The sequence below is a fragment of the Citrifermentans bemidjiense Bem genome, from assembly GCF_000020725.1.
GTDB classification, from domain to species: domain Bacteria; phylum Desulfobacterota; class Desulfuromonadia; order Geobacterales; family Geobacteraceae; genus Geomonas; species Geomonas bemidjiensis.
This window is the reverse complement of the sequence record NC_011146.1, coordinates 337,041-362,210: the sequence shown is the minus strand read 5'-3', so window position 1 is coordinate 362,210 and position 25,170 is coordinate 337,041. Positions and strand designations below refer to the sequence as shown.

At 62.4% G+C, this 25,170-nt stretch carries 17 protein-coding genes; 7 read left to right on the top strand and 10 right to left on the bottom strand.

The genetic code is table 11. The features are described from left to right. Positions 1-212: 212 nt before the first annotated feature. The 6 genes from GBEM_RS01485 (at position 213) to GBEM_RS01460 (ending at position 9,261) form a co-directional block, all read left to right on the top strand. Complete coding sequence (locus tag GBEM_RS01485; protein WP_012528734.1) at positions 213-2,516, top strand: GspE/PulE family protein; 2,304 nt, start codon at positions 213-215, stop codon at positions 2,514-2,516. Positions 2,517-2,607: 91 nt separating this feature from the next. Beyond that, complete coding sequence (locus GBEM_RS01480; RefSeq protein ID WP_012528733.1) at positions 2,608-2,937, top strand: hypothetical protein; 330 nt, start codon at positions 2,608-2,610, stop codon at positions 2,935-2,937. A gap of 202 nt (positions 2,938-3,139) precedes the next feature. Beyond that, on the top strand, positions 3,140-3,754 hold the full coding sequence (locus GBEM_RS01475) for an OmpA family protein (protein WP_012528732.1): 615 nt from the start codon (positions 3,140-3,142) through the stop codon (positions 3,752-3,754). Positions 3,755-3,923: 169 nt separating this feature from the next. Next, positions 3,924-5,291, top strand: a complete 1,368-nt coding sequence (locus GBEM_RS01470) for a chloride channel protein (protein WP_012528731.1) — start codon at positions 3,924-3,926, stop codon at positions 5,289-5,291. A gap of 305 nt (positions 5,292-5,596) precedes the next feature. Beyond that, positions 5,597-6,601 carry an SDR family oxidoreductase gene (locus GBEM_RS01465; protein ID WP_012528730.1) on the top strand — a complete coding sequence of 335 codons (1,005 nt, stop codon included), beginning with the start codon at positions 5,597-5,599 and terminating at the stop codon, positions 6,599-6,601. A gap of 50 nt (positions 6,602-6,651) precedes the next feature. Next, positions 6,652-9,261 carry a glycoside hydrolase family 15 protein gene (locus GBEM_RS01460; RefSeq protein WP_012528729.1) on the top strand — a complete coding sequence of 870 codons (2,610 nt, stop codon included), beginning with the start codon at positions 6,652-6,654 and terminating at the stop codon, positions 9,259-9,261. 211 nt (positions 9,262-9,472) lie between these two features. On the opposite strand, the gene GBEM_RS01455 is transcribed toward GBEM_RS01460, so the two are convergent. The 4 genes from GBEM_RS01455 to GBEM_RS01440 form a co-directional block, all read right to left on the bottom strand. Continuing rightward, on the bottom strand, positions 9,473-12,403 hold the full coding sequence (locus GBEM_RS01455) for an FAD-binding and (Fe-S)-binding domain-containing protein (protein ID WP_012528728.1): 2,931 nt from the start codon (positions 12,401-12,403) through the stop codon (positions 9,473-9,475). Positions 12,404-12,435: 32 nt separating this feature from the next. Further along, positions 12,436-13,290 (bottom strand): enolase C-terminal domain-like protein, encoded by an 855-nt coding sequence (locus tag GBEM_RS01450; protein WP_012528727.1) that lies wholly within the window; start codon positions 13,288-13,290, stop codon positions 12,436-12,438. A 16-nt stretch (positions 13,291-13,306) separates the two neighbouring features. Then, entirely contained in the window at positions 13,307-15,100 is a 1,794-nt protein-coding gene (locus GBEM_RS01445; protein WP_012528726.1) for a thiamine pyrophosphate-requiring protein, read from the bottom strand. A 233-nt stretch (positions 15,101-15,333) separates the two neighbouring features. After that, the gene (locus tag GBEM_RS01440) at positions 15,334-16,110 is read right to left on the bottom strand and encodes a response regulator (RefSeq protein WP_012528725.1); all 777 of its coding nucleotides are present in this window, start codon (positions 16,108-16,110) and stop codon (positions 15,334-15,336) included. Between the two features lie 304 nt (positions 16,111-16,414). Between GBEM_RS01440 and GBEM_RS01435 the strand changes: the two genes are divergently transcribed. Further along, positions 16,415-17,521, top strand: coding sequence for a DUF362 domain-containing protein (locus GBEM_RS01435; RefSeq protein WP_012528724.1), 1,107 nt, complete (start codon positions 16,415-16,417; stop codon positions 17,519-17,521). 104 nt (positions 17,522-17,625) lie between these two features. On the opposite strand, the gene GBEM_RS01430 is transcribed toward GBEM_RS01435, so the two are convergent. The 6 genes from GBEM_RS01430 to GBEM_RS01405 all read right to left on the bottom strand — a co-directional run bounded on the left by GBEM_RS01430 (position 17,626) and on the right by GBEM_RS01405 (position 25,164). Beyond that, positions 17,626-19,362 carry a hypothetical protein gene (locus tag GBEM_RS01430; RefSeq protein WP_012528723.1) on the bottom strand — a complete coding sequence of 579 codons (1,737 nt, stop codon included), beginning with the start codon at positions 19,360-19,362 and terminating at the stop codon, positions 17,626-17,628. A 284-nt stretch (positions 19,363-19,646) separates the two neighbouring features. Further along, positions 19,647-21,017 carry a sigma-54-dependent transcriptional regulator gene (locus GBEM_RS01425; protein WP_012528722.1) on the bottom strand — a complete coding sequence of 457 codons (1,371 nt, stop codon included), beginning with the start codon at positions 21,015-21,017 and terminating at the stop codon, positions 19,647-19,649. 76 nt (positions 21,018-21,093) lie between these two features. Continuing rightward, positions 21,094-22,578 carry a two-component system sensor histidine kinase NtrB gene (locus tag GBEM_RS01420; RefSeq protein WP_012528721.1) on the bottom strand — a complete coding sequence of 495 codons (1,485 nt, stop codon included), beginning with the start codon at positions 22,576-22,578 and terminating at the stop codon, positions 21,094-21,096. A 120-nt stretch (positions 22,579-22,698) separates the two neighbouring features. Further along, positions 22,699-23,304: a hypothetical protein gene (locus tag GBEM_RS01415; RefSeq protein ID WP_012528720.1), complete on the bottom strand. Its 606-nt coding sequence runs from the start codon at positions 23,302-23,304 to the stop codon at positions 22,699-22,701. After that, a complete protein-coding gene (locus GBEM_RS01410; RefSeq protein WP_012528719.1) occupies positions 23,301-24,233 on the bottom strand; it encodes a transketolase family protein in 933 nt (310 codons plus the stop codon). Before GBEM_RS01410 ends, GBEM_RS01415 begins: the two co-directional genes overlap by 4 nt. Before the next feature lie 106 nt (positions 24,234-24,339). Further along, entirely contained in the window at positions 24,340-25,164 is an 825-nt protein-coding gene (locus GBEM_RS01405) for a transketolase (RefSeq protein ID WP_012528718.1), read from the bottom strand. Positions 25,165-25,170 lie beyond the last annotated feature (6 nt).

Genomic DNA, 25,170 nt, shown 5'->3' with positions numbered 1-25,170 from the left:
TTGCATAAGGGGAGCGCCCCGGGAAGGAGTCGCCTCTTGTCTGCGAGCAATTCCTTCAGTTCATGAATCTATCTGCCGATGAGCTATACCTGTAACGTTTCGACATTCTCCTTTTAAAACTTTAAGGGAAGCAGTGAATAATGTAATTAATACGCGCCAACCCGCGCGAGAAGCCTCACTGAGACAGTGCCGCTCCTACAGAGGAACCATCTATGCCAGGTACAGATCAGCTCAAAGAGCAACTCGAACACCGCAAAAGGTTCATGGAGAAGATCAATGAGATCCACTCCTCCGGCAACCTGAACACCATACTGATACAGCTGAAGGACAGCATCGCCGATCTGTTCGAGGCGGAGCGGCTGACTATTTACGTGATCGACCAGAAGCAGAAGATGCTCATGTCGAAAGTGAAATCGGGGGAGGAGATCCAGCAGATCACCCTCCCCATCGGCAACAACAGCCTCGCCGGCTTCTGCGCGCTCTCCGGAACGCTCCTGAACATCAGGGACGCCTACGACTCCCATGAGCTGAAGATGATCAGCTCGGGATTGAGCTTCGACGTCACCTGGGACAAGAAGAGCGGCTTTCGCACCAAGCAGGTGCTCTGCGTCCCGATGAAGTTCAACAACCAGATGATCGGCGTGATGCAACTCATCAACAAAAAAGGGGGCGACACCTTCGACGATACGGACCTAAGCTACGCCACCGAACTTGCCACCTCCCTTTCCATAGCGATCCACAATATCTTCCGGCTGGCCGCCTCGGCCAAGCTGATCCGGAACAAGTCGCGCTACAACTACCTTTTGGACAAGAACCTCTTGGAGGAGGCAGACATCCAGAAGGCGACGGCGCACCCGGACGTCGCCGCCATTGGGCTGGACCACGTGCTGATGCGGGACTACAACATCCCGCGCGAGGAGATGATCAAGTGCCTGAGCCTCAACTTCGGCACCGAGTTCGTCTCCTTCGACCCTGACCTGCCGCGGCTGGACGACGTCTTGAAAAAGACCAAGCCCGACCGCCTCAGGAAGGAGCGCTGGGTCCCGGTCAAGATCGATCACAGCGTGCTGCAGGCGGCGATGGAGGACCCGACCGACTTGGCCAAGCAGGACCTGATCAAGTTCGTCTTCCAGGAGTACAAGAGGATCAGCTTCGTCGGGGCCTTCAGGGAGGACATTGGGAAGTTCATCGACCACTACTACCATCTCGCTGCGGAGAGCTACGAGGGGCCGACCGCCAGCATCTCCGACCTGTTGAGCAAGCTGGACAACGATGAGGACCCGACCATCGAGCAGGAGGTGCAGAAGGTCTCGGAGCAGGACAGCGTCATCGTCCAGCTGGTGAACAAGATCATCTGCGAAGCCCACGAAAAAAACGCTTCCGACATCCACATCGAGCCTGCGCCGGGGCGCGAGGACGTGACGGTGCGGCTGAGGGTAGACGGCAGGTGCGCGGTGTACCAGCGCATCCCCTACAAGTACAAGCACGCCCTGACCTCCAGGATCAAGATCATGGCGGGGCTCGACATCGCGGAGCGCAGAAAGCCGCAGGACGGCAAGATCGACTTCAAGAAGTTCGGCCCCAAGGATATCGAGCTCAGGGTGGCGACCCTACCCAGCGCCGGGCAGCTGGAGGACGTGGTGCTCAGGGTCCTCGCCTCGGGCGAGCCTATCCCGTTCGACAACCTGGGGCTCACCGAGCGCAACCGGCAGGTGTTCACCGACTGCATCAAGAAGCCGTACGGGCTGATCCTGGTGGTGGGCCCGACCGGCAGCGGCAAGACCACGACGCTGCACTCCGCGGTCTCGGTGATCAACACGCCGCAGACCAAGATCTGGACCGCCGAGGACCCCATCGAGATCACCCAGAAGGGGCTCAGGCAGGTCCAGGTGAACGCCAAGATCGGCTTCACCTTCGCCACCGCCCTGCGCGCCTTTCTGCGCGCCGACCCGGACGTGATCATGGTGGGGGAGATGCGCGACGAGGAGACGGCCTCGATAGGGGTGGAATCCTCCCTGACCGGCCACCTGGTCTTCTCGACCCTCCATACCAACTCGGCGCCGGAGACGGTGACGAGGCTCCTCGACATGGGGCTCGACCCGTTCAGCTTCTCCGACGGGCTTCTTTGCATACTGGCGCAGCGGCTGGCCCGCAGGCTCTGCAGCGCCTGCAAGGAAAGCTACCGCCCGACGGAAGAGGAGCTAAAAGAGATCATTACCGAGTACGGCGAGGCGGAGTTCGGGGCGCTGGGAATGGATCCGTCCGGCATCACACTTTCCAAGGCCAAAGGATGCGCCAAGTGCAACGGCTCCGGGTACAAGGGGAGGCTCGGCCTCCACGAGATCCTCGATTGCGGGGACCAGATGAAGGCGCTGATCAAGACCAAGGCCGAGGTGGCGGAGTTGAGGAAGCAGGCGATCGCCGACGGCATGACCACGCTCAAACAGGACGGCATATTGAAGTGCTTCCAGGGGCTCACCGACATCCACGAGGTGCGGCGCGTCTGCATCAAATAAGTCAGAGACTATGCCTGAGCTTGCTTGTCTTTTTTAAGGCGATGCGGTATAAGGGCGTGTCCTCAACGAAATCCCGGCCGGCACACCACCTATGATCAAAAACCACCTCACCCAAAAAAGCCTGTTGCTGCTGGTGGCATGCGTCACCGTGATCAGCATCGCGTTCACGGGGATGCGCGTGCCCGACCTTTCGCGCCCGCACCGCGCGAAGCCGACCAACCGGGTCTTCATCGAGAAACAGTTCAAAAATTGCCAGGAGGAAGTGAAGAAGTCCTTCGACCTCTTAGCCCTCCCCGCGAAGCACTCCGTGCCGCGTCCCGATGTCCGGTACGGCGCTCATTTCCAGGCCGCTTTCGATTGCACCGGCATCAACCCCCTTTTCCCCAACCTCTCCCGGGCTCCCCCCACCCACTGCTCCTGATTCACCGCTATTAAGTATTAGTTACGCAGCCATTGCCGAGGGAGCTGTGCGCGCTTACGTGCGTCGTGCGCCTGCCGCAATGCGTCGTGCGTCACCGCGAACAAAGAGAAAATCCCAGTTAAATCTCCTTTCTTCAAAGGAGAGCTTTCCGCGAATGCGGAAGATTACTTGCCCATTTCAGAAGTCCATCAAAGGAGAAAACATGAAAACCAAGACCAACATGAAGCTGCTCGTTCCCGTCCTTTGCGCCGGCATGTTCATCTACGGCGGTTGCGCAAAACAGCAAACCGTGAAGGTAGACCAGCCTATCGCGCCCTCCGCGACCACCGCCGCTACCTCCGCGACCACCCAGCCGGCAGCGAAAGCCGCAGCCGTGCAACCCGCCGCCGCGCCGCTTCCCGCCACGAAGATCTCCAGCGAATCGATCCCGCCGCAGAGCCAGCAATCTGTTGCCGGCAAGGCCCAGGCCGGCGCTTCCCAGGCGGACGCGCTCGAAACCATCTACTTCGATTTCGACTCCTCCCTCTTGAGCGACACGGCCCGCGCCACCTTGGCGGCGAACCTGGAGAAACTGAAGGCGAAACCGGGAGCCGCGCTGCGGATCGAGGGAAACACCGACGAACGCGGCTCCGACGACTACAACCTCGCCCTGAGCGAGCGCCGCGCCCAGAGCGCGAAGAAGTACCTGCAAGCGTTGGGCTTCCCCGCCAGCAAACTGTCGGTTGTGGGTTACGGCGAGGAGAAACCTGCGGTCAAAGGAGAAGGCGAGGAGATCTGGGCCAAGAACCGGCGCGACGAGTTTGTCATCGTCCGATAAGAGATGCGAATCGGGCCGCCAATGGCGGCCCTTTTTGTTGAACCTGTTCCCCCAGTGTTGTCCGGTTAGAATGTCGCAGCCGAAAAGCCCCCCCTCCCTGGCGGGAGGGGGGTGATCGATAGCACTGGTCCGCCCCCAATTTTTCACAGGCGGCAGCCAAGGAACTGCAATGCGCAAAAACCTCATGGTGCAACTGACCCTTTTGGCCAGTGTCCTCAAATGGGCCTCCTACGCCACGGCGGTGGGGGTTCTGGTGGGATGCGGCACCGCGGCCTTCCTCCGCTCCCTGGCCTGGACCTCCGACCAATACGCCCGTTTCCCTGACTATTACCTGCTGCTCCCCGTCACGCTGGTCGCCAGCACGCTCCTGGTGCGGTGGTTGGCGCCGGAAGCGACCGGCCACGGGACGGAAAAGGTGATCGAGGCGGTGCACCAGCGGATGGGGAGAATCCCGCTCATGGTGGTGCCGGTGAAGCTCGCGGCCACGGTAATCACCCTGGCAGGGGGAGGCTCCGCCGGCAAGGAGGGTCCCTGCGCACAGATAGGCGCCGGCCTTGCCTCGGGCTTCGCCTCGCTGCTCAGGCTCAACGACGTCGACCGGCGCAAGATAGTCATCTGCGGCATCAGCGCCGGATTCGCCACCGTCTTCGGGACCCCGATAGCCGGGGCGCTTTTCGGCGTCGAGGTCCTGGTGCTGGGTCAGGTCTTCTACGACGTGCTCTTCCCCTCCTTCGTGGCGGGGATCGTCGGCTTCCACGTGGCTACGCTTCTGGGGGTCACCTATCCGCATCTGGCAGTGACCATCTTCCCGAAGGTCACCGGCTGGAACTTCGCCGAGATGCTCATGCTGGGGATCTGGTGCGGCCTCATCGCGCTCATTTTCATCGAGATCATGCAGTGGGGGCACCGCCTGTTCGCTCGCCTTTCCTGGCACCCGGTGGCGAAGGCGCTATTTGGGGGGGGCCTGCTGGTACTGGTGGGAAGGTTCGTGTCGCTGCGCTACCTGGGGCTTGGCGTCGATTCCATAGAGGCTGGGCTAAACGGCGCGGTGCTCCCGATGGGCTCTACCTTCATGAAGATGTTAACTACTTCGATAACGCTCGCCTGCGGCGGGAGCGGCGGCGTGGTCACCCCTATCTTCTTCATAGGTACCGCGGCGGGGAACCTCTTCGCGGTGCTGCTGCACGAGCCGCTGGTGGCGACGTTTTCGGCCATTGGGATGGCGGCGCTCCTTGCCGGGGCTGCAAACACGCCGATCGCCGCCTCAGTCATGGCCATGGAACTCTTCGGGGCCGCCATCGCCCCACACGCCGCCATCGCCTGCATGGTCAGCTTCCTCATTGTCGGATACCGCAGCATCTATCCAAGCCAGATCCTGGGGATCGAGAAGAGCGGCTCGCTGAAGGTGGAAACAGGCAAGCCGATGTCCCAGTTCGACCCCGAAAAGCTGGAAAGCGCTGCGGTCTCGCTCCCTGGCTTCATTCTGAAGGGAGTAAAGGTGATCCGCCGCCGCAGCTTCGAGAAAAAAAGAAAGTAAAGCCCCAACTACTACCCGCCCCCCCCAGGAACTTCCCCCGGCATCTGTGACCGCCAGTTTCCCCCTGATCCTCATGGGACGCTGGCTGTTTCTTCCTCATTGTTTCTGCCTATCCCTGTTTCTGCCTGTTTCCCCCTCCGACTTCGGCATTTGGACAAATGAATAACCCCGGCCAGCTGGATTAACAAATTCACATAAGGTATTCTATCTGTCGTTCCCGGGACGGCAGAGACTGCCGCTGTCGTGCTGTCGCGCCCCAAAGCGGCACCCTGTCGGGATCCTAAGAGACGGAAACGGAGGTAGCTATGACGGACTCGAAGACGAGAAACGTGGTGATTACCGGGGCGTCCGCGGGACTCGGGCGCGCCATCGCCCATGCCTTCGCCAGCGAGGATGCCTGCATCGGGCTCATCGCCAGGAACCGGGAGCGGCTGGAGGCGGCCCGCGCCGAGGTCGAAAGGCTGGGGGGGAAAGGGGTCGTACTGGTAGCGGACGTCGCCGACCCGCAGCAGGTGGAGCAGGCGGCGGCGCAGATGGAGCAGGAATTCGGCCCCATCGACGTCTGGGTCAACAACGCCATGACCTCGGTCTTCTCCCCCTTCGACCAGATGACGCCCGAGGAATTCCGGCGGGTGACCGAGGTGACCTACCTGGGGGCGGTGCACGGAACCATGTCGGCGTTGAAGCGCATGCTGCCGCGGGACCGGGGGATGGTGATCCAGGTGGGATCCGCGCTTTCGGAGCGGAGCATCCCGCTGCAGTCCGCCTACTGCGGCGCGAAGCACGGCATGCGCGGCTTCACCGACTCGATCCGCTGCGAGCTGATCCACAGCAAAAGCCGGGTGCACCTGACCATGGTGCAGCTTCCCGCCATGAACACCCCGCAGTTCGCCTGGGTCAAGTCGAGGCTCCCCAACAAGCCGCAGCCGGTCCCCCCGATCTTCCAGCCGGAGGTAGCCGCCGACGCCATCCTCTGGGCCTCGCACCACCGCCGCCGCGAGATCTACGTCGGTATGCCGACGGTGAAGGCGATGTGGGGGAACAAGCTGGTGGCAGGCTTCGCCGACTTGTACCTCGGGAGAACCGGCTACCGCTCACAACAAACCGGTGAACCGGAAGACCCAAACCGCCCCTCCAACCTCTGGGAGAGCGTACCCGGCCCCTTCGGCGCGCACGGTAGCTTCGATGATCGGGCGAAGGGAAGTTCGCCCCAGGTCTGGCTGGTGCAGAACAGATGGGCGCTTTGTGCGATAGCGGCGGGGCTTGCCGCCGGGGCGGCGCTAGGCGCGAAAGCCAGGCGCAACCGCTAGGTGGCAGGTGACGGCGCAAATGGTGCGCCGCGGCATGGGAGGCAGAGGCCATGTACAAAAAGATCAGCGACTACGGGATCATCGGCAACATGCACTCGGTCGCCCTCATCGGGAATGACGGAGCCATCGACTGGCTCTGCCTGCCGCACCTGGACTCCCCCAGCGTCTTCGCGGCGCTTTTGGACGCCGACGACGGGGGCTCCTTCTCCATCACCCCCGAGGGGGAGTGGGACTCGGTCCTTGGCTACCTGGAGGATTCCAACATCCTCGCGGGGCGCTTCCGCACCCGCAGCGGAAGCTACACCTTGACCGATTTCATGCAGGTGCCGCCGCCGTCGGACCGGGAGCCGCAACCCCACGAGTTTCTGCTGGTGCGCCTGCTGCAGGTCGACCGCGGCCGGGTCCGGGTGAAGGTCAGCTTCGACCCGAGGTTCGACTACGGCAGGGGGAGGCCGGAGTTCACCATCCTCCCCGGGCAGTGTGTCCTGGCCGCGTCGGGGAGCGAACAGCTGCGGCTTTGCACCTCCGGCAAGCTTACGCTTAACAACGGGCACGCAGAAGGGACCTGGGAACTGCATGAGGGGGAGCGGATCGCCCTGCAGCTTTATTACGGGAGGTCGGAGCCGGACCGGTTTTCCGAGCTTGATGCCGAGAGGGTGCTGGTGGAGACGCTCGATTTCTGGCGCAACTGGCTGTACGGGAGCGGCACCGGTTTTTTCAACGATCTTGGGCCGCACCGCGAGCAGGTGATCCGCTCGCTTTTGACGCTGAAGCTCTTGACCTACCAGCCGCGCGGGACCATGGCCGCGGCGGCGACAACCTCGCTTCCCGAGACCATCGGCGGGGTGCGCAACTGGGATTACCGCTATTCCTGGGTGCGCGACACCTCCATGGCCCTGGCCGCGCTCTTCGAGGTGGGACACGTCAACGAAACGGAGCAATACCTCGATTGGATCGAAAAGGTCATCGTCAAGAACAAGCAGAACGAGCTGCAGGTGATGTATCGGATGGACGGCTCCTCAAATCTGAACGAATTCGAACTGCGACACCTTGAGGGATTCCGCGGCTCGAAGCCGGTCCGCATAGGCAACGGGGCGGCTACCCAGAAGCAGTTCAGCATCTACGGTCATGTCCTTATGGGCGCCGACCACCTGGTGAGCCTCGACCGCGAGGTCACCGAGGAGATGTGGCACGGGCTCGGGCTCATGTGCGAATTCGCCAAACATCACTGGCGTGAACCGGATTGGAGCATCTGGGAGATGCGCAGCGACCCCAGGCACTACGTCCACTCGAAGGCCATGTGCGGGATCACGCTGGACCGGGGGGTTAACATCGCGGCGCGGACCGGGCGTCAACCCGGCGAAGATTGGGAGCGGACGCGAGACGAGATCCGCGACGACGTGATGCAGCACGGCTGGAGCGCGCAGCGACAGGCTTTCGTGCTGCATTACGAGACCGACGCGCTGGACGCGAGCTCCCTGCTCATGTCCATGAACGGCTTCATCCCCTACGAGGACCCGCGCATGCTGGCAACTGTCGAGGCGATCCGGCTCGACCTATCCTACAACGGATTCATCTACCGCTACCACGCCGACGACGGGTTACCCGGACGGGAAGGGACTTTCCTCGCCTGCACCCTGTGGCTCATCACGAACCTAGCCAACCAGCACGAGCTGGAGGAGGCGGAGCTGCTGCTGAATAAGGTGGAAGAGGTTGCAGGCTCGCTGCACCTCCTCGCCGAAGAGTACGATCCCATCTGGCAGGAACAGCTGGGAAACTTCCCCCAGGCCTTCAGCCACGAGGCCTACATCACCGCGGCCACCATGGTCACCAACGTGAGCGGGGAGCTGCGCCGCAACCCTAAGCAGCAGCAATACCTCCTGTTGCAGGAGGAGGAGAAAGAGGTGGAGGCGGGATTCGATCCGGTCCTTTTAGCGGAGTTGGTAGACGAGGTAGTGCGGGAGGGGGGCTGCCATCCAGGTTACGGGAAAGACGGGAGCGGCGACCTGGCAAAACGGGTGGGGAAAATGCTGGCCCAACTGCGGTGGTTCGATCTGGCGCGCTTGCAAGAGCGGCAGGAGAAGATCTCCTTCTGGTGCAATCTCTTCAACCTTTTGGTCCTGCACGGGGTGCTTTCCCTGCGGGTGAAGGAATCGGTGCGGGAAGTACCTCGCTTTTACCGTCGGCTGGGTTGCCGGATAGGAGACGAGCTCTTCACCGCCGACATCATCCTGCACGGCATCCTGAGGGGGAACCGCCCCTCCCCCGGCTGGCTCATCCCTCCCCTTCCGGCCGGCGACCCCCGCCTCGCCAACTCCATCCGGCTCAGCGATCCGCGCTTTCTTTGCGCCATCTGCACCGGGACGGCCTCCTCCGCGCCTATGACCCCGCTCCGCCCGGAGAGCCTGGATGCCGACCTCAACGCCGCCGTACGGAGTTTTCTGGAGCGGGAGGCGAAGGTCGACGCGGAGCGCAAGGTGCTGGTGCTGTCGCGAATCTTCAAGTGGTACGACGACTTCGGCAAAAGCCCCCACGACGTAGCGGTCTTCGTCGCCGGCTTCCTCGGGGAGTCAGCCGGACGACCCATCCGGGAGCATCCGGAATCCTACCAGCTAGAATATGCGGGGTTCGACTGGAGAGTGCCGACAGGTAGAACGTAAAAAAAGGGGACAGGCTACTTTATTGTTTTAAAAAGTAGCCTGTCCCCTTTTCGTAGAAGGCGCGGGTAAAGTGGCAGCTGCAGCAGTTCCGCGGGGTACATGGTCCCTATTGCCGCCCCCCCGCTGGATCCAAAGGGTAAAAAGAGTGAAAAGGGGACAGGCTACTTTTTCTTTTGGAAAAGTAGCCTGTCCCCCTTTTTTGTTGAATGGGTCATTTTGCTGGAGGTGGGAGGAGGGTGCGGGTGAAGGCAAGATGCAGCAGTTCCGCCGTGTGCAGGGCCCTTTTTCCTGCCCCCTGCTGGATCTGGGTGCGGCAGCTGAAACCGTCGGCGACGATGTAGGTTTCCGCCCCCGCCTCCCTCACCGCCGGCAGCAGGTTGGCCTCGGCTATCTTCATTGAGACCTCGTACTTCCCGCTCTCGAAACCGAACGATCCCGCCATGCCGCAGCATCCCTTTTCCGGCTCTTCGACGGAAAGCCCCATCTTCGCCAATAGCTCGTGCGCAGCCTTCGCGTGCAGGCTCAACACCGATTTCTCGTGGCAGTGCGCCTGCAGCAGCACCTTGCCGGGGAGGTTCGGCGGCGTCAGCCCTTCGCGCAGCACGAACTCGCTCATGAGGAAGGTGTGCGCTGTCAGCCGCTTTCCGTCCTGGTGTTCCGGCAGCAGTTCCGGAAGCTCGTCGCGAAAGACCGCCGCCGTGCTCGGCTCCAGAATCACCACCGGAATCCCCCTACGCACGTACGGGCTCAACTGGTCGATCACCTCTTCCATACGCTTCATGGCGTAGTCGAGCATCCCGTAATCCATGGGGGGGCGCACCGCCGGCGGATTTTGGTCGGGTACGATCACCTGGTAGCCGAAACGCTCCAGCACCTCGCAGGCGGCGTGGAGTATCTCGGGGTAGAAGCAGTCGTTGAAGATGTCTGGGTAGAGGACCACCTCCTTCCCCTTTTGCTCAGGCTGCTTCTCTTGGCGCCGGTAGGCCGAGGTGAAGCTCTCGGGAGCGAAGGTGGGCATGCTCCGCTGGGAGGCGATGCCGCCGATCCATTTCACCACCCCCGACAGCAGCGTGGCGTGGCTCACCAGGTTGGCAAGCCGCGGCATGCCGGCGCCGAGCCGCCCCCAGATGCCGAAGAGCCCCATGGAATACGCGGGGCGGGGACGCAGGCGGTTGTGGTAGTGATGGTGGAGAAATTCCGCCTTGTAGGCGGCCATGTCGACGTTGACCGGGCACTCCCCCTTGCAGCCCTTGCAGGAGAGGCATAGTTCCAGCGCATCGCGCACCTCTACGCTTCGCCAGCCGTCCTTGATGAAATCGCGCCGGAACATCTCGAAGAGAAGGTGCGCCCTACCGCGGGTCGTGTGCTGTTCCTCCCTGGTCGCCTGGAAACTCGGGCACATGAAGGCGTTGTGGGTCCGGCGGCACTCCCCTACTCCGACGCAACGCAAGGTCGCCCTGGCGAAACTGGTCTCGTCTGTGGGAAAGCGGAAGCGGGTCTCCGGCTGCCAGGGGTCGTAAGTCACCCCGAGCCTCAGGTTCTGGTCCGGGTGGTACGGGTCCACCACCTTTCCCGGGTTCATCTTCCACTGCGGATCCCACAGACCCTTGAACTGCCGGAAGGCCTCGATCAATTCGTCGCCGTACATCTTGCGCAGATAGAGCGCCTTGGATTGACCGTCCCCATGCTCGGCGGAAAAGGAGCCGCCGTAGCTGACCACGAGGTCGGAGGCATGGTCGAGGAAAGAGGTGAAGTTGGCCACACCTTCCGCGGAGAAGAGGTCGAAGGAGATGCGGCAGTGGATGCAGCCGTCGCCGAAGTGGCCGTAGAGGGAAGCGTTCAGCCCGTGCCGGTCGAGAAGCTTGCGGAACTCGCGCAAGTAGCCGCCGATCTTGTCCGGGGCCACCGCCGCGTCCTCCCACCCGGGCCAGCTAAGGGGGAATCCGGGGACGTTCGCAGTCGCGCCAAGACCCGACTCCCTGACTTCCCAGATCCTCTTCTCTTCCTTCTCGTCGATAAACAGCTTCATGCTGGGAGGGTCTTTCAGCTTCTTCAGCGCCTCCATGGCGTCTTTCGCCTTCTGGTCCGACTCCTCCTCCGTCTCGCCTCCGAATTCCACCAGGAGCCACCCTTTTCCCGGCGGCAGCAGCTCGATGTCCTCCGGGTGCAGCTTCTTTTTCTGCATGAATTTCACCAGGAGATCGTCCAGCCCTTCCAGGCCCACCGGCTCGAACTTCAGGATCTCAGGCACGTGGTCGCCTGCTGAGTAGACGTCGGGGTAGCCCAGCAAGAGGATGGAGCGGGCGGGGGGGCTGTGCACCAGGCGCACCTTCGCCGCCAAGATGGTGACGCAGGTCCCTTCGGTCCCGACCAGGGCGTGCGCCACGTTGAAGCCGTTCTCCGGGAGCAGCTCGTCCAGGTTGTAGCCCGAAACCCGGCGCGGGATCTTCGGATACCTCTCCCGTATCCTCTTAGCCTGCCGGTCCCGTATCGATTTGAGACCGGCGTAGATCTCCCCGCGTCGTCCCCCCTGGGCGATGATCTCCTCGAGTTCCAGGTCCGTCGTCTCTCCCACCGTTATTCGGACCCCGTCGTAGGTGATTACGTCCAGTTCCAGGATGTTGTCTACCGTGCGCCCCGCCATGACCGAATGGACGCCGCAGGAATTGTTGCCGATCATGCCACCCAGGGTGTTGTGGGTGTGCGTGGCGGGGTCGGGCCCGAAGGTGAGATGGTAATTCTCCGCCTGCTCCCTGAGCTGGTCCAGGATCACCCCGGGTTCCACCCAGGCGAACCCCTTCTCTGGGTCGAGTTCCAGTATCCGGTTCAGGTATTTCGAGTGGTCGATGACGACGGCCACGTTGCAGGTCTGGCCACAGAGCCCCGTGCCGCCGCCGCGGGAAACCACGGGGGCGCCGTGGCGATGGCAGATCTCCAGGGTCTTGATCACCGCCTCGGTGGTTCTGGGAAGCACCACCCCGATGGGGATCTGGCGGTAGTTGGAGGCGTCGGTCGCGTAGAGGGCGCGGCTTCCCGCGTCGAAGCGGACCTCGGCGTCCAGCGCGTACCTGAGATCGGCCTCCAGCGCTCCCGGATTCAGTTGGGTCGCGACGAATATCTCGTTCTCCTCAGGTTGGGGCATGGCAGGACTCCTTTGTTTGATAGTGCGCGGGGTCAGAACCTGAAGTGGCTGGCTTCTCCCTCCCGCAGTTCGATACCGAGGCCGGGACGGCTGCGGTCTGGCGCGAGCTTCCCCTCAACCGGCTGAATGAAGCCGTCGAAGAGCATGCTCTCGATCCTTGCGTGGTCGTGGAAGTATTCCAGGTGCCGCAGGGTCGGAGCGGCGCAGCAGGGGTGGATGTGCAGCGAGGGGGCGCAATGCGCCGAAAGTTGTAGGTGATGACTTTCGCAGAGGGTCGCAGCCTGGAGAAAACCGGTGATGCCGCAGCGCGTGGCGTCCGCCTGCAGCACGTCGACTGCGCCCGCTTGTAACATGCGGCGAAAGTACGGGAGGGTGAAGCCGTACTCTCCCGCTGCGATCTCCATGCCTGCCGGGGTCCGGTCCCGCAAGATCCTGAGCCCCTCCAAGTCGTGATGGACCACCGGCTCCTCGAACCAGGAAACGCCGGCGGCCGTTACCGCCTCCCGTGCCACCCCCAGGAGGTCCACTACGGAAAGCTCCAGGAGCTTCCCCTTCAGGTCCCAAAGCGCCGCATCCACTGCGGATATGGCGAGCATGGCTATTCCCGGCTCGCCCAGGTTCCTGACCCCATCCAGCATCAAGCGCCAGCAGCAGGGGATATCGACGGGGTTTCGGCCGCTGATGATCTGGGCGAGCTTGCCGGTAATCAGGGTAGCGGCGGCTGCGTCGGCGTAACTGTAGCCGAACCCTCGCGCGCCGCCGCCCTGAATATGCACCGTTACGAGAGTGGTCGAGGTCCAGCGGTAACTTCCGTCGCTTTCCGGGTCTTCGGTCGGGATCCTGTAGGCCTGCGCTTCAACCTGCTCTATCTTCGCATCCGCTGCCATGGCGCCTCCCCGTCGGCTACTCTTCTCTTCGCGGCAGCAGGGTCGACATCATCTGCTTCACCGATTGGCTGATGATGCCGCCTAGGTTGGGGTCCCCCTTGGCCAGGGAGAACATGAAGCCCTTGGCCTGCTCGAAGGTGATGTGCGGAGGAAGGGGCGGCACGTCCGGGTCGCAATGCGCGTCGATAACCACCGGCCGGTCCGCGTTCAGTGCGTGATCCCAGGCGGCCCCGATCAGTTGCGGGTCGTCCAGCTCGATCCCCTGCAACCCCAGCATCTCCGCGTAGCGCGCGTACGGGAAGGGAGGGATGTCCTGGGAGCCGCTGAACTTGCGGTCGCCGCTCATGACCCGCTGCTCCCAGGTAACCTGGTTCAGGTCCTTGTTGTCCAGAACCAGGATCGCCAGGCGCGGGTTGCTCCAGCTCTTCCAGTTCTTGGAGATGGTGACGAGCCCGTTGATGCCGAGCATCTGCATGGCGCCGTCTCCCACCATGGCGACGACCGTGCGGTCCGGGTGGTTTATCTTCGCCGCCGTCGCATAGGGGACGCCGGGGCACATGGTGGCGAGCCCGCCGGACAGAGACGCCATCATTCCCGAGCGGATGCGAACGTCGCGGGCGTACCAGTTGGCCGCCGAGCCCGAGTCGCAGGTGAGGATGCAGTTGTCGGGGAGGCGCGAGGAGAGCTCCCAGAAAAGGCGCTGCGGGTTGATCGGGTTGGCCGAGAGCATGGCGCGCGCCTGCATGATCTCCCACCACTCGCGGACGTTCTTCTCTATCCCCTGCCGCCAGCCGCGGTCGCTTTTTCTTTCCAATAGCGGAATCAGCGCCCTCAGGGTAAGGAGACTATCCCCCTGCAGGTTCACCTCCATGGGGTAGCGCAGCCCCAGCATGCGCGGGCTGATGTCGATTTGCACGCCGCGCGCCTGCCCTTCCTTGGGGAGGAACTCGGAGTACGGGAAGCCGCTGCCGACCATGAGGAGCGTGTCGCACTCCATCATCATCTCCCAGCTGGGCTTCGTACCCAAAAGCCCGATGGAGCCTGTGACGAAGGGGAGATCGTCCGGGACGACCGCTTTGCCTAGGAGCGCCTTGGCGACTCCGGCACCGAGGATGTCGGCGGCGATGGCAACTTCGTCCGAAGCGCCCAGCGCCCCGGCGCCTACCAGCATCGCGACTTTCTTGCCCGCGTTCAAGACCTCCGCCGCCCGTGCCAGGTCGTCGCGCGCAGGCGTCACGTCGGGCCGGCTGAAGCCAAGGCCGGTGAAGGTGGTGCCGTGTTTTCGCTCCGGCGACTCCACCGCCTCCATCTCCTGCACGTTGTCGGGGAGGATGACGCAGGTCACGGTCCGCTCCGCGAGGGCGATCCGGATGGCCCGGTCGATCAGGTGGCGGATCTGGGAAGGATCGCTCGCCATGTGCACGTAGTGGTGCGCGACGTCCTTGAAAAGCGAGATGAGGTCAACCTCCTGCTGGTAATCGGACCCCAGCGCCGTGGTCCCCTGCTGCCCCACGATTGCCACCACCGGCTGGTGGTCGAGTTTCGCGTCATAGAGGCCGTTTAAGAGATGTATGGCGCCCGGTCCGGAAGTCGCGATGCAGATCCCGACCTCGCCGGTGAACTTGGCATGGGCGCAGGCGAGGAAGGCCGCCTCCTCCTCGTGGCGCGCCTGGATGAACTCGACGCGCTCCACCTGCTTGCGCAGAGCGGCCATGACGCCGTTGATCCCGTCGCCAGGATAGCCGTACACCCGCCGCACCCCCCAATCGTAAAGCCGCTGCACCAGGTAATCGCTCGTTGTCGTTGCCATGACGCCTCCATGTGCGGTCCCGTTTCGCAAGGCCTCGGTATAGCTAAAGGGTGCGAAAGGGTCGCTAGCTCCTGCTCGTATTTATTAACAGACGCTAATTCTTTCCAAATATCATGAGATGTCAAGCAGGAAGGTGGTTGGGATTCGGTGGCTCATCGGCAAAAAAACAGGGGGTACGGTGAAATGCCGTACCCCCTTGGGGGGTGGTTCAAAACGGGTGGGGAGCCTTTACTTTATTCCTTGCCCCTCTTGAAGTAGGCGAGGAACTCCTGACGGCTGAGCCAGCTCTTGCGCACCAGATGTTCAATGCTGCGGCTCATCGCCATCCGCTCTCCTTCCTTCATCGCCCCCTTCAAGAGCACGAAGAAGGGGATGTTGCGGGTCTGCGGGTAGAGGCGGAAGCGCTCCAGGAGCTCGAAGGAAGCCTGGTCCGGAAGCATGAGCGCGCAGAAAATCATGTAAGGGTGCACGATGGTCCCCAGCGCCACCGCCTCCTTGCCGGTGTAGGCGTTGACGACCTCGAAACCGAGTTTTGTTATAGCGTGTTGGACATCCTCCTCCCCCTTGCGGGTCACCATCATCACCTGAAGATCGTAATCGTCCGACTCGTCGGTGAGACCGAACTGCTTGAGCTTCTTGGCCAGGTACTTCTGGTCGATCGGGAGGGTGAAGAAACCGGCTACCGGGAACACGGCCCCCACCTGCCCTATCTCCGAGAGGTACATGGGGAGGATCGGGATCTCCCGCGTCTCGGGGTTTTCCTTCAGGGCAAGGAGCACACCCCACCCGTCGTCCGACCACGGGGAAAGATCCAGCAGAACCGCCTTCGGAGTGCAGTTGGCCAGTTCGGAAACCTTCGCCGTCCTGGCGCGGTGCCCTCCCTCGGCCAGGTAACTGCACACGACGGCCCCCCTCTCGACCCTGTCCCCGAGCCCAAGGATCCAGAGTTCGCGCTCATCACATTCAATCATCCGCACTCCCTTTTCCAGTTTGATTTTTGTCTCTTCCATGTTGCCCCCTTCCTCTTCCGAGGAGCTTGGAGAGCTAAAGGTTCCGGCTTCTTAATGGTGCGAGGATCATTACATCACCCGCAGCCTGAACCGGAACCGGATGTAATGCCGCTACTGGCGGCTCTTCGCCTTTATTCCTTACCTGGTCCGGTCAGAATTTTTAATAAATAACATATTTTACGGCCACGGCAAGAAAAACTTGGCGACTGTTGAATTGGCGCCTAATATGTGATACCAATCGCAATCATTAAAACTTCGGGCAGCCGGCTGAGAATTTGCCGGGGACTTAAGGAGGGGTTGAACGATGAGCAGCAAGGTGTTTTTCGCCGATATGCGGGCAGGGGCGCGCGAGAATTTGTTCGCGAAGATCGGTCGTCTCATGAAGGAAGCGGGAGTCGAGGACGCCGTGGCGCCGGGGGACCTGGTCGCCGTCAAGGTCCATTTCGGCGAAAGGGGGAACCACACCTTCGTGCGCCCCATCTTCGTGCGCCGCGTGGTGGACGAGATCAAGGGTTGCCAGGGGAAGCCGTTTCTCACCGACTCCTCCACGCTCTATCCCGGCGAGCGCAAGGAGGCGGTTTCGGCCTTGACTTGTGCCATCGAGAACGGCTTCGCCTACGCCGTAGTGGGCGCGCCGCTCATCATGCTGGACGGCATCAAGGGGCATAACGCGAAAGACGTCCAGGTGGACGGCGAGATACTGAAGACGGTGAATATCGGCGCCGAGATCCTCGAAGCGGATTCGCTTGTCGCCGTCTCCCACTTCAAGTGCCACGAGCTGACCGGCTTCGGGGGAACGCTGAAGAACCTCGGCATGGGCTGTTCCAGCCGCACCGGCAAGATGCAGCAGCACTCGACCGTGGCGCCCAAGGTGGGGGAGCGGTTTTGCAACGGCTGCGAGGCCTGCCTGAAGTCGTGCGCCCACGCCGCCATCGCCATCATCGAGGGAAAGGCCCAGATCGATCCGGCGGCCTGCGTCGGCTGCAGCCGCTGCATTACCGCCTGCCAGAGAAAAGCGATCAACATCCAGTGGAACGAAAGCGCCTCGCTCGTGATGCGCAAGATGGCGGAGTACGCCAAAGGGGCGCTGCACGGCAAGAAGGGTAAGACCCTGTTCCTCAACTTCATCACCCAGGTCTCCCCCGCCTGCGATTGCTACGGCCACGCCGACGCCCCCATCGTCAACGACATCGGGATCTGCGCCTCCGCAGACCCGGTAGCGCTGGACCAGGCCTGTGCCGACCTGGTCAACAATGCGCGGGGCAACCAGGACACCGCACTTGCCAGCGGGCACGAGCCCGGCGGCGACAAGTTCCGCGGCGTCCACCCCGAGATAGATTGGGAAGTGCAATTGGAGCACGCCGAGAAGATCGGCATGGGAAGCAGGAAGTACGAGTTGGTGAAGATCTAAAAGACCAGAGATAAAACAGATTAAGATTAAGATTGAGATCAAGACTAAAGGCCTTTGTCTGCCGCTTTCTCTTAATCTTAATCTGTTTCACTCTTAATCTGCTTTTACAAGAAGTTTCCGCCGTCCAGCGAGATCAGCAGGGAGAAATCGCTCTCCCTGCTGTCGGCGCCGCGGTCGTTGATCTCCTTGAACTCCCCCTTCACCCCCAGTGAAGGGGGATGAAACCACTTGAAAAGCCGCGCCAGCGGATAGGCCGCCCTCACCTTGGCTCCCACCACCTGTTTCCCGGTCCCGGGGACGCCGGTTCGCTCCTGCTTGTACCCCCCCTTCACCTCGTAGTCGAGCCGCTTTTCCAACAGGGTCCCGTTCAGCCCCAGGTTCACCGCATACTGGTCGGTGCGCTGGCTGGAACTGTAATCCGTGACCCGCTTCAGGGAGAGATCCGGCAAAACGGTCACGCCTGCCGCGCTGAATTTGGTAAGGAAGCCGATGCTCTCGGTGCTCGACTCCCTTTGCCGGTGCAGCTTGTCGGTCCTTTGCGACACCCCACCCCTAAGCCCCAGATCCCATCTTCCCGTCAGGTAGTTAAGCTGCCCAGAGACCGCATCCTCTTCCACCTCCTTGGGGAGATACCCCAAAGGTTCCTTGGTGCTGTCGACGAATCTCTTCTTGTATTGCAGCGAAAGCTGCAGCTTGCTGAACACCTTGAAGTGGTAGTCCACCAGCCCCTCGTACCGGTAGAGCCTTGGCGACAGGTCGTTCTTTTCCGTGTTGTCGTTGTAACGGGAGAGCTTGACGTCGAAGGAATGGAGCTCGAAGGCGTGTCCGAACCCGAGGCTTACCCCCTCCGTGTCCCTCTCAGGGCCGCAGCCGGTGAGGAGGCGATAGCGCGGGCCGGTTCGCTCATAGAGGGCGCTGTAGCGGCTGGCGCCCCATCCTCCCCCTACTTTGAGCCGACGGGCGGAGTCGCGCGTGGCCGCGGTCTCGTCAGTCGTGTCGCCGTCGTAGCTCGAGTAGTCGATTTCCGCCTCGGCTGCGAGCCTGCCGCCGAAGGGATCGACGGCGGCGACCAGCCCCAGCACGTCACCCTTTTCCGCGCCGGACGGCCAGCGCCCCTCGCTGTACAGGGACCTGCGGCCGCTCAAAAGGATGGTCTTGAACCGGGCGCTATCCCCCATGAGAGAGAGTTCTCCCGTCGCACCCACCAACAGGTCGTCGTGTGTGGCGCCGTGCTGGCCGGAGGCGGCGAAGGTCTCCAGTTTCGCGGTGTTGCCTGAGTTGCCGGTAAGAAGGGCGAAACGACCGCCGCGACCGGCGGCTTCGTTAAGGGTGTTGGGAGTCTGCTTGATGCGGATGTCCCCCATCTCGGCAAGGACGGCGTAGCCGCGGCCGCCGTACTCCCCCTGTTGCAGGACGAACGAGGGCGTAAGGTCGCCGAGCGCGGTCCAAGGCTCGATGGGGTACTCGGCGCGGAACTGGCTGCGAAAACGTGCGGTTTCAGCGTCCCGCGGCGCGGGGGCGAGTTGGAATCCGACGGCGTCGGCAGGCGCGGGCGACGCTGCGGCTTGGGAAGCGGATGCGGCAGGTGGGGAGGGTGCTGCGGTTTGAGGCGCGGATGCGGCAGGTATTGGAGGCAACTCCAGATAGGACGAGGAGGCCGGGCGCGCCGGGGCCAGAAGCGCCACGAGAAAAAGGGCAAGGGACGCGGCGAGGCCTCCCCATCGCAGGATGCTTCGACGGTCGGATTCGGGGTTTGACAGCTCTCTCATCCTCATGCGTCGCACCAGCGGTTCTTTGCGGCCTCGCACCGGCAGGTGCGCGGAGTTACCTCCAACCTCCATTGCATCCCCCGGGGGGGGGAAATTGAGTGCGGCGGGCTCCCGTTCGGGTGCTCGCCGCTGTTGCAGGTGCTGCAGGTAAGGCCTGTATATGTACGGATTGCCCCCGACGCGTGCGCCCTCTTCTCCCAACTCTCCTTCCCCCGGAGGGTGGAGGTCGGGAGGGGGGATGAACAGGAGGCCCCCTCCCTGACCCTCCCCCTCCGGGGGCGGGGACGTGTAAAGGGGGACTTTCCGCCGAAGCTCAACGGTAGCAGAGCAGCGATAGATCGAAGTTTATCGGCTAACTACTTAAGGAACCCGAATTTCTTCATCCGGTAACGGAAGGCGTCGATGCCCAGGTTCAGCTTCTTGGCGGCTTTGGACTGGTTATAGTCGGTCATCTCCAGCGACTGCTTGATCAACTCGCGCTCCACCTCTTCGATGTCGATCCCCTCGGGGGGGAGCTTGAAGGTGGTGAGCGGCACGGTGACTTGACTCGCCTTGGCGACGATCTCCAGCGGCAGGTTCTCCAAAAGGAGGTTCTCGTCGTTACCCAGGATGATGGCGCGCTCGATGACGTTCTTCAACTCGCGGATGTTGCCGGGCCAGTTGTATTCCACCAGGAGCTTCTCCGCCATGCTGGAGATCCCTTTGGTCGGCTTGCCGAACTCCTTGGAGAAGACCTCGATGAAGTAGTTGGCCAACACCAGGATGTCCTCCTTGCGCTCGCGCAGCGAGGGGAGGAAGATCGGAATCACCTGGAGCCGGTAGTAGAGGTCGTTCCTGAAGCTCTTGTCCTCGATCGCCTTCAGGAGGTCCTTGTTGGTCGCTGAGACGATCCTGACGTCGACCGGGATCATCTTCGAGCCGCCGATGCGCCGGAAGGTCCGGTCCTCCAGGAAGCGGAGCAGCTTCGCCTGCATCCCGATTTCCATGTCCCCGATCTCATCAAGGAACACGGTCCCGCCGTCGGCCAGCTCGAAAAGACCCTTCTTGGAGTTCTTCGCATCGGTAAAGGCCCCCTTCTCGTGGCCGAAAAGCTCGCTCTCCAGAAGGGTGGCAGGTACGGCCGCACAGTTGATGGCCACGAACGGCTTTTCGGCCCGGGCTGACTCGTAGTGGATGTACTTCGCCACCAACTCCTTCCCGGTTCCCGATTCCCCCTGCACCAGCACGGTGGAGGCGTCGCTCTTGGCGACCTTGGCCATCATCTCCAGCACGTTTTTCATGTGCTTGGAATTACCCAGGATTGTGGGCGGTCCCTGCTTCTTGTGCTCGCTCCTTAACTGCACCACCTCGCGGCGCAGCTCCGAGGTCTCCAGCGCCTTGCGGATCACCAGCGCCATCTCGTCCAGGTTGAACGGCTTGTTGATGTAATCATAGGCGCCGTGGCGCATGGTGTTGACGGCCGTCTCCAGCCCCCCCTGCGCCGTCACCATGATGACCAGGATGTCCTCGTCGAGCTCCTTGATCCGCTGCAGGACCTCCAGACCGTTGATCCCGGGAAGATGGTAATCCAGAAGCACTAGGTCGGGCTGCTCCTCGCGGGCCAGACGGAGCGCGTCTTCGCCGGTCCCCGCGGTGACCACTTCGTATCCCTGCTTCTTCAGGTTTTGCTCCAAAGACCAGCGGATCAGGTGCTCGTCATCGACGACCATAATCTTTATCTTGCGCATTCCGGCTCCTTAAGGTTATTTCCCGCTGCAACTGATCCGGTGGCGGACCGGTTGTTGTCGTTTCTGCTGGCGCTCTTTACTGGCACACCGTCGGGGGGGGCGCGTCAGGCCCGGAGTACCCCGGCTGCCCGGGGCAGTAGGCGGGGAGTTCCACGGTGAAGGTGGTTCCCATTCCGTCCTGGCTCACCACGGAAAGCCTCCCGCCGTGCTGCTCGATGAGGCGGTGGCTGATGGCGAGGCCGAGACCGGTCCCCTGCGCCTTGGTGGTGAAAAACGGGGTGAAGATCTTCTCCAGGATCTGCGGCGGAATCCCCTGGCCGGTGTCGGTCACCCGCACCTGCACCATGTCGACCCCCTCGACCTTGGCCAGCCCGCTCTTCACGGTGAGCGTCCCCCCAGCCTGCATCGCCTGGACCGCGTTCAGGAACAGGTTCAGGAAGACCTGCTGGATCTGCTTCGGGTCCACATAGACGGTGGGGAGATTTTCGGACAGTTCCAGGCGCTTTTCGATGTTCTTGCCGCCACGGTGCTGCGAGGCGAAGACCAGTATCTTTTTGAGCGCCGAGTTGATGTCGGTGCAGGTCGGCTCGGCGACGGTGGGCTTGCCGAAGAAGAGCAGGTCGTTCACCGTCTTGTCCAGCCGGGAGATCTGCTCCAGCACCTCGCCGATGATCTGGATGCGGCCGTCTTCCGGGGCGAAGTCGTCTTTGAGCACCGTGATGGCGGCGGCGATGCCGGTAAGCGGGTTCTTGATCTCGTGGGCGATGCCGGCGGCCATCTCTCCCACCGAGGCGAGGCGGTCGGCGCGCTCCATCTGCTGGAAATGGAAGTTCTCCAGCTCCTTCTTGGCCCGGTCCAGCCGATCCACCATGGAGTCGAAGGAGACGATCAGGCGCCCGATTTCGTCCTTCCCCTCGGGGGTCATGCGCACCGAGAGATCCCCCGCCTCCACGCGCGCCATGTTCTTGGCAAGCTGGGTTAACGGCTTCTTGACGAACTTCAGCATGACCAGCGAGATGGCAAGGGAGAGAAAGCCGATGATGGCGACGGTGGACATCACGAAGAGCTTGGTCAGTTCCACGATCCGGTTCCGTGTCTCGGTCAGGGAGTAATTGACGTTCAAAAGACCGATGATCCGGCTCTTGGAACCATGGCAGAGGTTGCACTGACGGTCGTTGTAGATCGGCTTAACCATCCCCAGCACCTCGCCGTGCCCGTCAAGGTTGAAGACGCCTTCGCGCTTGTTGTCAAGGAAGAGCTTGTAGTCGCGCTCGTCGACCACCCGCCCGACCTCGTTGGGGTTGGAGGACTTCAGGATGACCCCGTGGGGATGGAAGATGCGCACCCCCACCAGGTTCTCGCTCTGCCCCACCATCTCCAGGATCACCTTCACGTCCTCGGTGTTGCCGATCCTCATGGAGTTGTAGAGGGAGCGTTCGATGGTGTTCAAGAGGAGTTCGCTCGATTCGCGAGCGGAATTGACGAGCTGCATCTGCTCGCGCCGAAGCGTCAGGAAGGCGAAGGTCCCGATACCGAAGACGAGCAGACAGATGGAGAGCACGATGACCCGCGATGTCAGACTCTTGAAAATCAGGAGTGCCTCCGGTTGAGTGGGTGAATCTTTTCACAACGCCCCCGGTTCCAGGATTGGACGGGGGCGCGGCATCAGCCTTTGCTTCTTTTATCTTCCAGCGTTCCCCGGGAGTGCCGGCTGGCCGGCGGGCGTGGCGCCTGGGATGGCTGTCGTCTTGGTGCCAGGGGGGGGAGCAACGCGTTTGTAGCGGAACTCCCACTCGCTGTACTTTTTCTTCTTCTCGAAGTCGGCCGGGTGCAGGTCCAAGGGGAAGTTCCCCTGCTTGAGCGGCTCCTTCTCGCTGCTGCTCTTGACGCCGACGATCTTGCCGTTTTCCCTGATGACGTCCCATTCCTTCTCGGGCTTCTCGCTCATCGGGTCGATGAGGGCGATGGGCCTGAGGTATCGTACGTTCCCGGGGAGGTTGGGGTCCTTCAAGAGCGCCTTCAGCTCCGGGGGGCTTGGAGGTTCTGGCACCCGTGGGTCGATCTGTGTGACTTCCGTCGCCCCCGGGACCACCTTCACCTTGTACCAGCGCCTCAGCGCGTCCCGGATTTGCGTGCCGCGGGAGAGGAGTTCGATCTCCTTCTCCCGCTGCATGGCTGTCTTCCAGACGATGGCGCCACGCGACGCCGCGATGCCGACCACGACCACGATGACGAGAACCGTCATGTAGGTGAAGCCGCCGCTGGACGCAAGCACCCTGCGCATCATTTCTTCCTCGAAACGATCTCCCTCGCCTGCTCGATCAGCGTCTCGGCGTTCAGCCCGAAATACTTGAGGAGTTCGTCGGATTTGCCGGAAAGCCCGAACCGGTCGTAGATGCCGACCCGCTTCATCAGGGTCGGGCATTCCTCGCCCAGGAACTCGGCTACGGCGCCGCCGAGCCCGCCAACGACGGAATGCTCTTCGGCGGTGACGATGGCTCCGGTTTCCTGTGCTGCTTTAAGCACCAGCTCCTTGTCGAGAGGCTTGATGGTCCCCAGGTGCAGCACCCGCGCCGAGATCCCTTCTTCCTTCAGCTTCTCCGCGGCGATTACCGCCTGGGCGGTCATGAGGCCGGTGGTGATGAAGGTTAAGTCCTTCCCTTCGGCAACGACGTTCCCCTTGCCGATCTCGAACTTGTGACCTGCCGGGAAGACGTTGGCGACCTTGTTGCGCCCAAGGCGCACGTAGACCGGCCCCTTGTAGGCCGCGGCGGCGCGGATGGCCCCCTTGGTCTCCTCGCCGTCGGCGGGGACGATAACGGTCATGTTGGGGATGGCGCGCATGATGGCGATATCCTCGACCGACTGGTGGCTCCCCCCGTCCTCGCCCACGGTGACGCCGCCGTGGGTGGCGACGACCTTAACGTTGGCCTTCGGGTAGGCGAGCGACTGGCGGATCTGCTCCCAGGCGCGGCCGGCGGCGAAGATGGCGAAGGTGGAGAGGAAAGGGATCTTCCCTACCGAGGCTAAGCCTGCGGCGGTTCCCACCATGTTGGCCTCGGCGATTCCCATGTTGAAGAAGCGGTTGGGGAATTTCTTGGCGAAGACGCCGGTCTTGGTGGACCCGGAGAGGTCCGCGTCCAGCGCCACTATCTTATCGTTCTCGCCTCCCAGCTCGGCCAGCGCCTCGCCGTAGGCGTCCCTCGTTGCGATCATATCGATTCCCTTTCTGGTATGTGGTCTGCCGCCCAACGTCCCCGCCCCCGGAAGGGGAGGGTCAGGGAGGGGGCTGTTTCCTGTCCCGGCAGCATGCCGATGAAGTTTAGTCGCAGCAGCCAAGGCACCTGAGCGCCTCGGGAAGCTCCTCGTCGTTCGGGGTGACGCCGTGGTAGGAAGCCTTGTTCTCGAACAGGTGAACCCCCTTGCCCTTGACCGTCTTGGCGATGATGGCGGTGGGTGCCCCCTTGTGCGCCTCGGCCTTATCCAAAGCGGAGATGATCTGACCCATGTCGTGCCCGTCGATCTCGATCACGTTCCAGCCGAAGGCCTTGAACTTATCGCCGATGGAGGCCACGTTCATGACCTTGGAGACGTCGCCGTCGATCTGCAGGCCGTTGGAGTCGATCAGGGCGCAGAGGTTGTCGCTCTTGTAGTGACCGGCGGCCATGGCGGCTTCCCAGATCTGCCCTTCCTGGAGCTCGCCGTCGCCCAGGACCGCATAGACGCGGTTGTCCTTGCCGTCGAGCTTGAAGCCGAGCGCCATGCCGTTGGCCATGGAAAGCCCCTGCCCGAGCGAGCCGGTGCAGACGTCGACGCCGGGAGTTCCCTTGCTGTCCGGGTGCCCCTGGAGGTGGCTCCCCAGGCGGCGCAGCATCATCAGATCCTCGGCCGGGAAGTAGCCGCACTCCGCCAAGGTGACGTAAAGCGCCGGCGCCGCGTGCCCCTTGCTGAGCACGAAGCGGTCCCTACCCTCCCAGGACGGGTCCTGCGGGTTATGGCGCATCTTGTGGAAGTACAGGGCGCACACCATGTCGATGGCCGAGAGCGACCCGCCGGTGTGGCCGGACTGCGATTTGTGCAGCGTCTTCACGATGGCGACGCGCAGGCGCCTCGCCTTTTCCTCCAGATCTGCAATCTTTTCTTTCACGAAGGT

Excerpts from the sequence above, each read along its gene's own strand:
- GBEM_RS01485 (WP_012528734.1), top strand. The coding sequence starts at position 213 with ATGCCAGGTACAGATCAGCTCAAAGAGCAACTCGAACACCGCAAAAGG.
- GBEM_RS01480 (WP_012528733.1), top strand. The coding sequence starts at position 2,608 with ATGATCAAAAACCACCTCACCCAAAAAAGCCTGTTGCTGCTGGTGGCA.
- GBEM_RS01475 (WP_012528732.1), top strand. The coding sequence starts at position 3,140 with ATGAAAACCAAGACCAACATGAAGCTGCTCGTTCCCGTCCTTTGCGCC.
- GBEM_RS01470 (WP_012528731.1), top strand. The coding sequence starts at position 3,924 with ATGCGCAAAAACCTCATGGTGCAACTGACCCTTTTGGCCAGTGTCCTC.
- GBEM_RS01465 (WP_012528730.1), top strand. The coding sequence starts at position 5,597 with ATGACGGACTCGAAGACGAGAAACGTGGTGATTACCGGGGCGTCCGCG.
- GBEM_RS01460 (WP_012528729.1), top strand. The coding sequence starts at position 6,652 with ATGTACAAAAAGATCAGCGACTACGGGATCATCGGCAACATGCACTCG.
- GBEM_RS01455 (WP_012528728.1), bottom strand. The coding sequence starts at position 12,403 with ATGCCCCAACCTGAGGAGAACGAGATATTCGTCGCGACCCAACTGAAT.
- GBEM_RS01450 (WP_012528727.1), bottom strand. The coding sequence starts at position 13,290 with ATGGCAGCGGATGCGAAGATAGAGCAGGTTGAAGCGCAGGCCTACAGG.
- GBEM_RS01445 (WP_012528726.1), bottom strand. The coding sequence starts at position 15,100 with ATGGCAACGACAACGAGCGATTACCTGGTGCAGCGGCTTTACGATTGG.
- GBEM_RS01440 (WP_012528725.1), bottom strand. The coding sequence starts at position 16,110 with ATGGAAGAGACAAAAATCAAACTGGAAAAGGGAGTGCGGATGATTGAA.
- GBEM_RS01435 (WP_012528724.1), top strand. The coding sequence starts at position 16,415 with ATGAGCAGCAAGGTGTTTTTCGCCGATATGCGGGCAGGGGCGCGCGAG.
- GBEM_RS01430 (WP_012528723.1), bottom strand. The coding sequence starts at position 19,362 with ATGGAGGTTGGAGGTAACTCCGCGCACCTGCCGGTGCGAGGCCGCAAA.
- GBEM_RS01425 (WP_012528722.1), bottom strand. The coding sequence starts at position 21,017 with ATGCGCAAGATAAAGATTATGGTCGTCGATGACGAGCACCTGATCCGC.
- GBEM_RS01415 (WP_012528720.1), bottom strand. The coding sequence starts at position 23,304 with ATGATGCGCAGGGTGCTTGCGTCCAGCGGCGGCTTCACCTACATGACG.
- GBEM_RS01410 (WP_012528719.1), bottom strand. The coding sequence starts at position 24,233 with ATGATCGCAACGAGGGACGCCTACGGCGAGGCGCTGGCCGAGCTGGGA.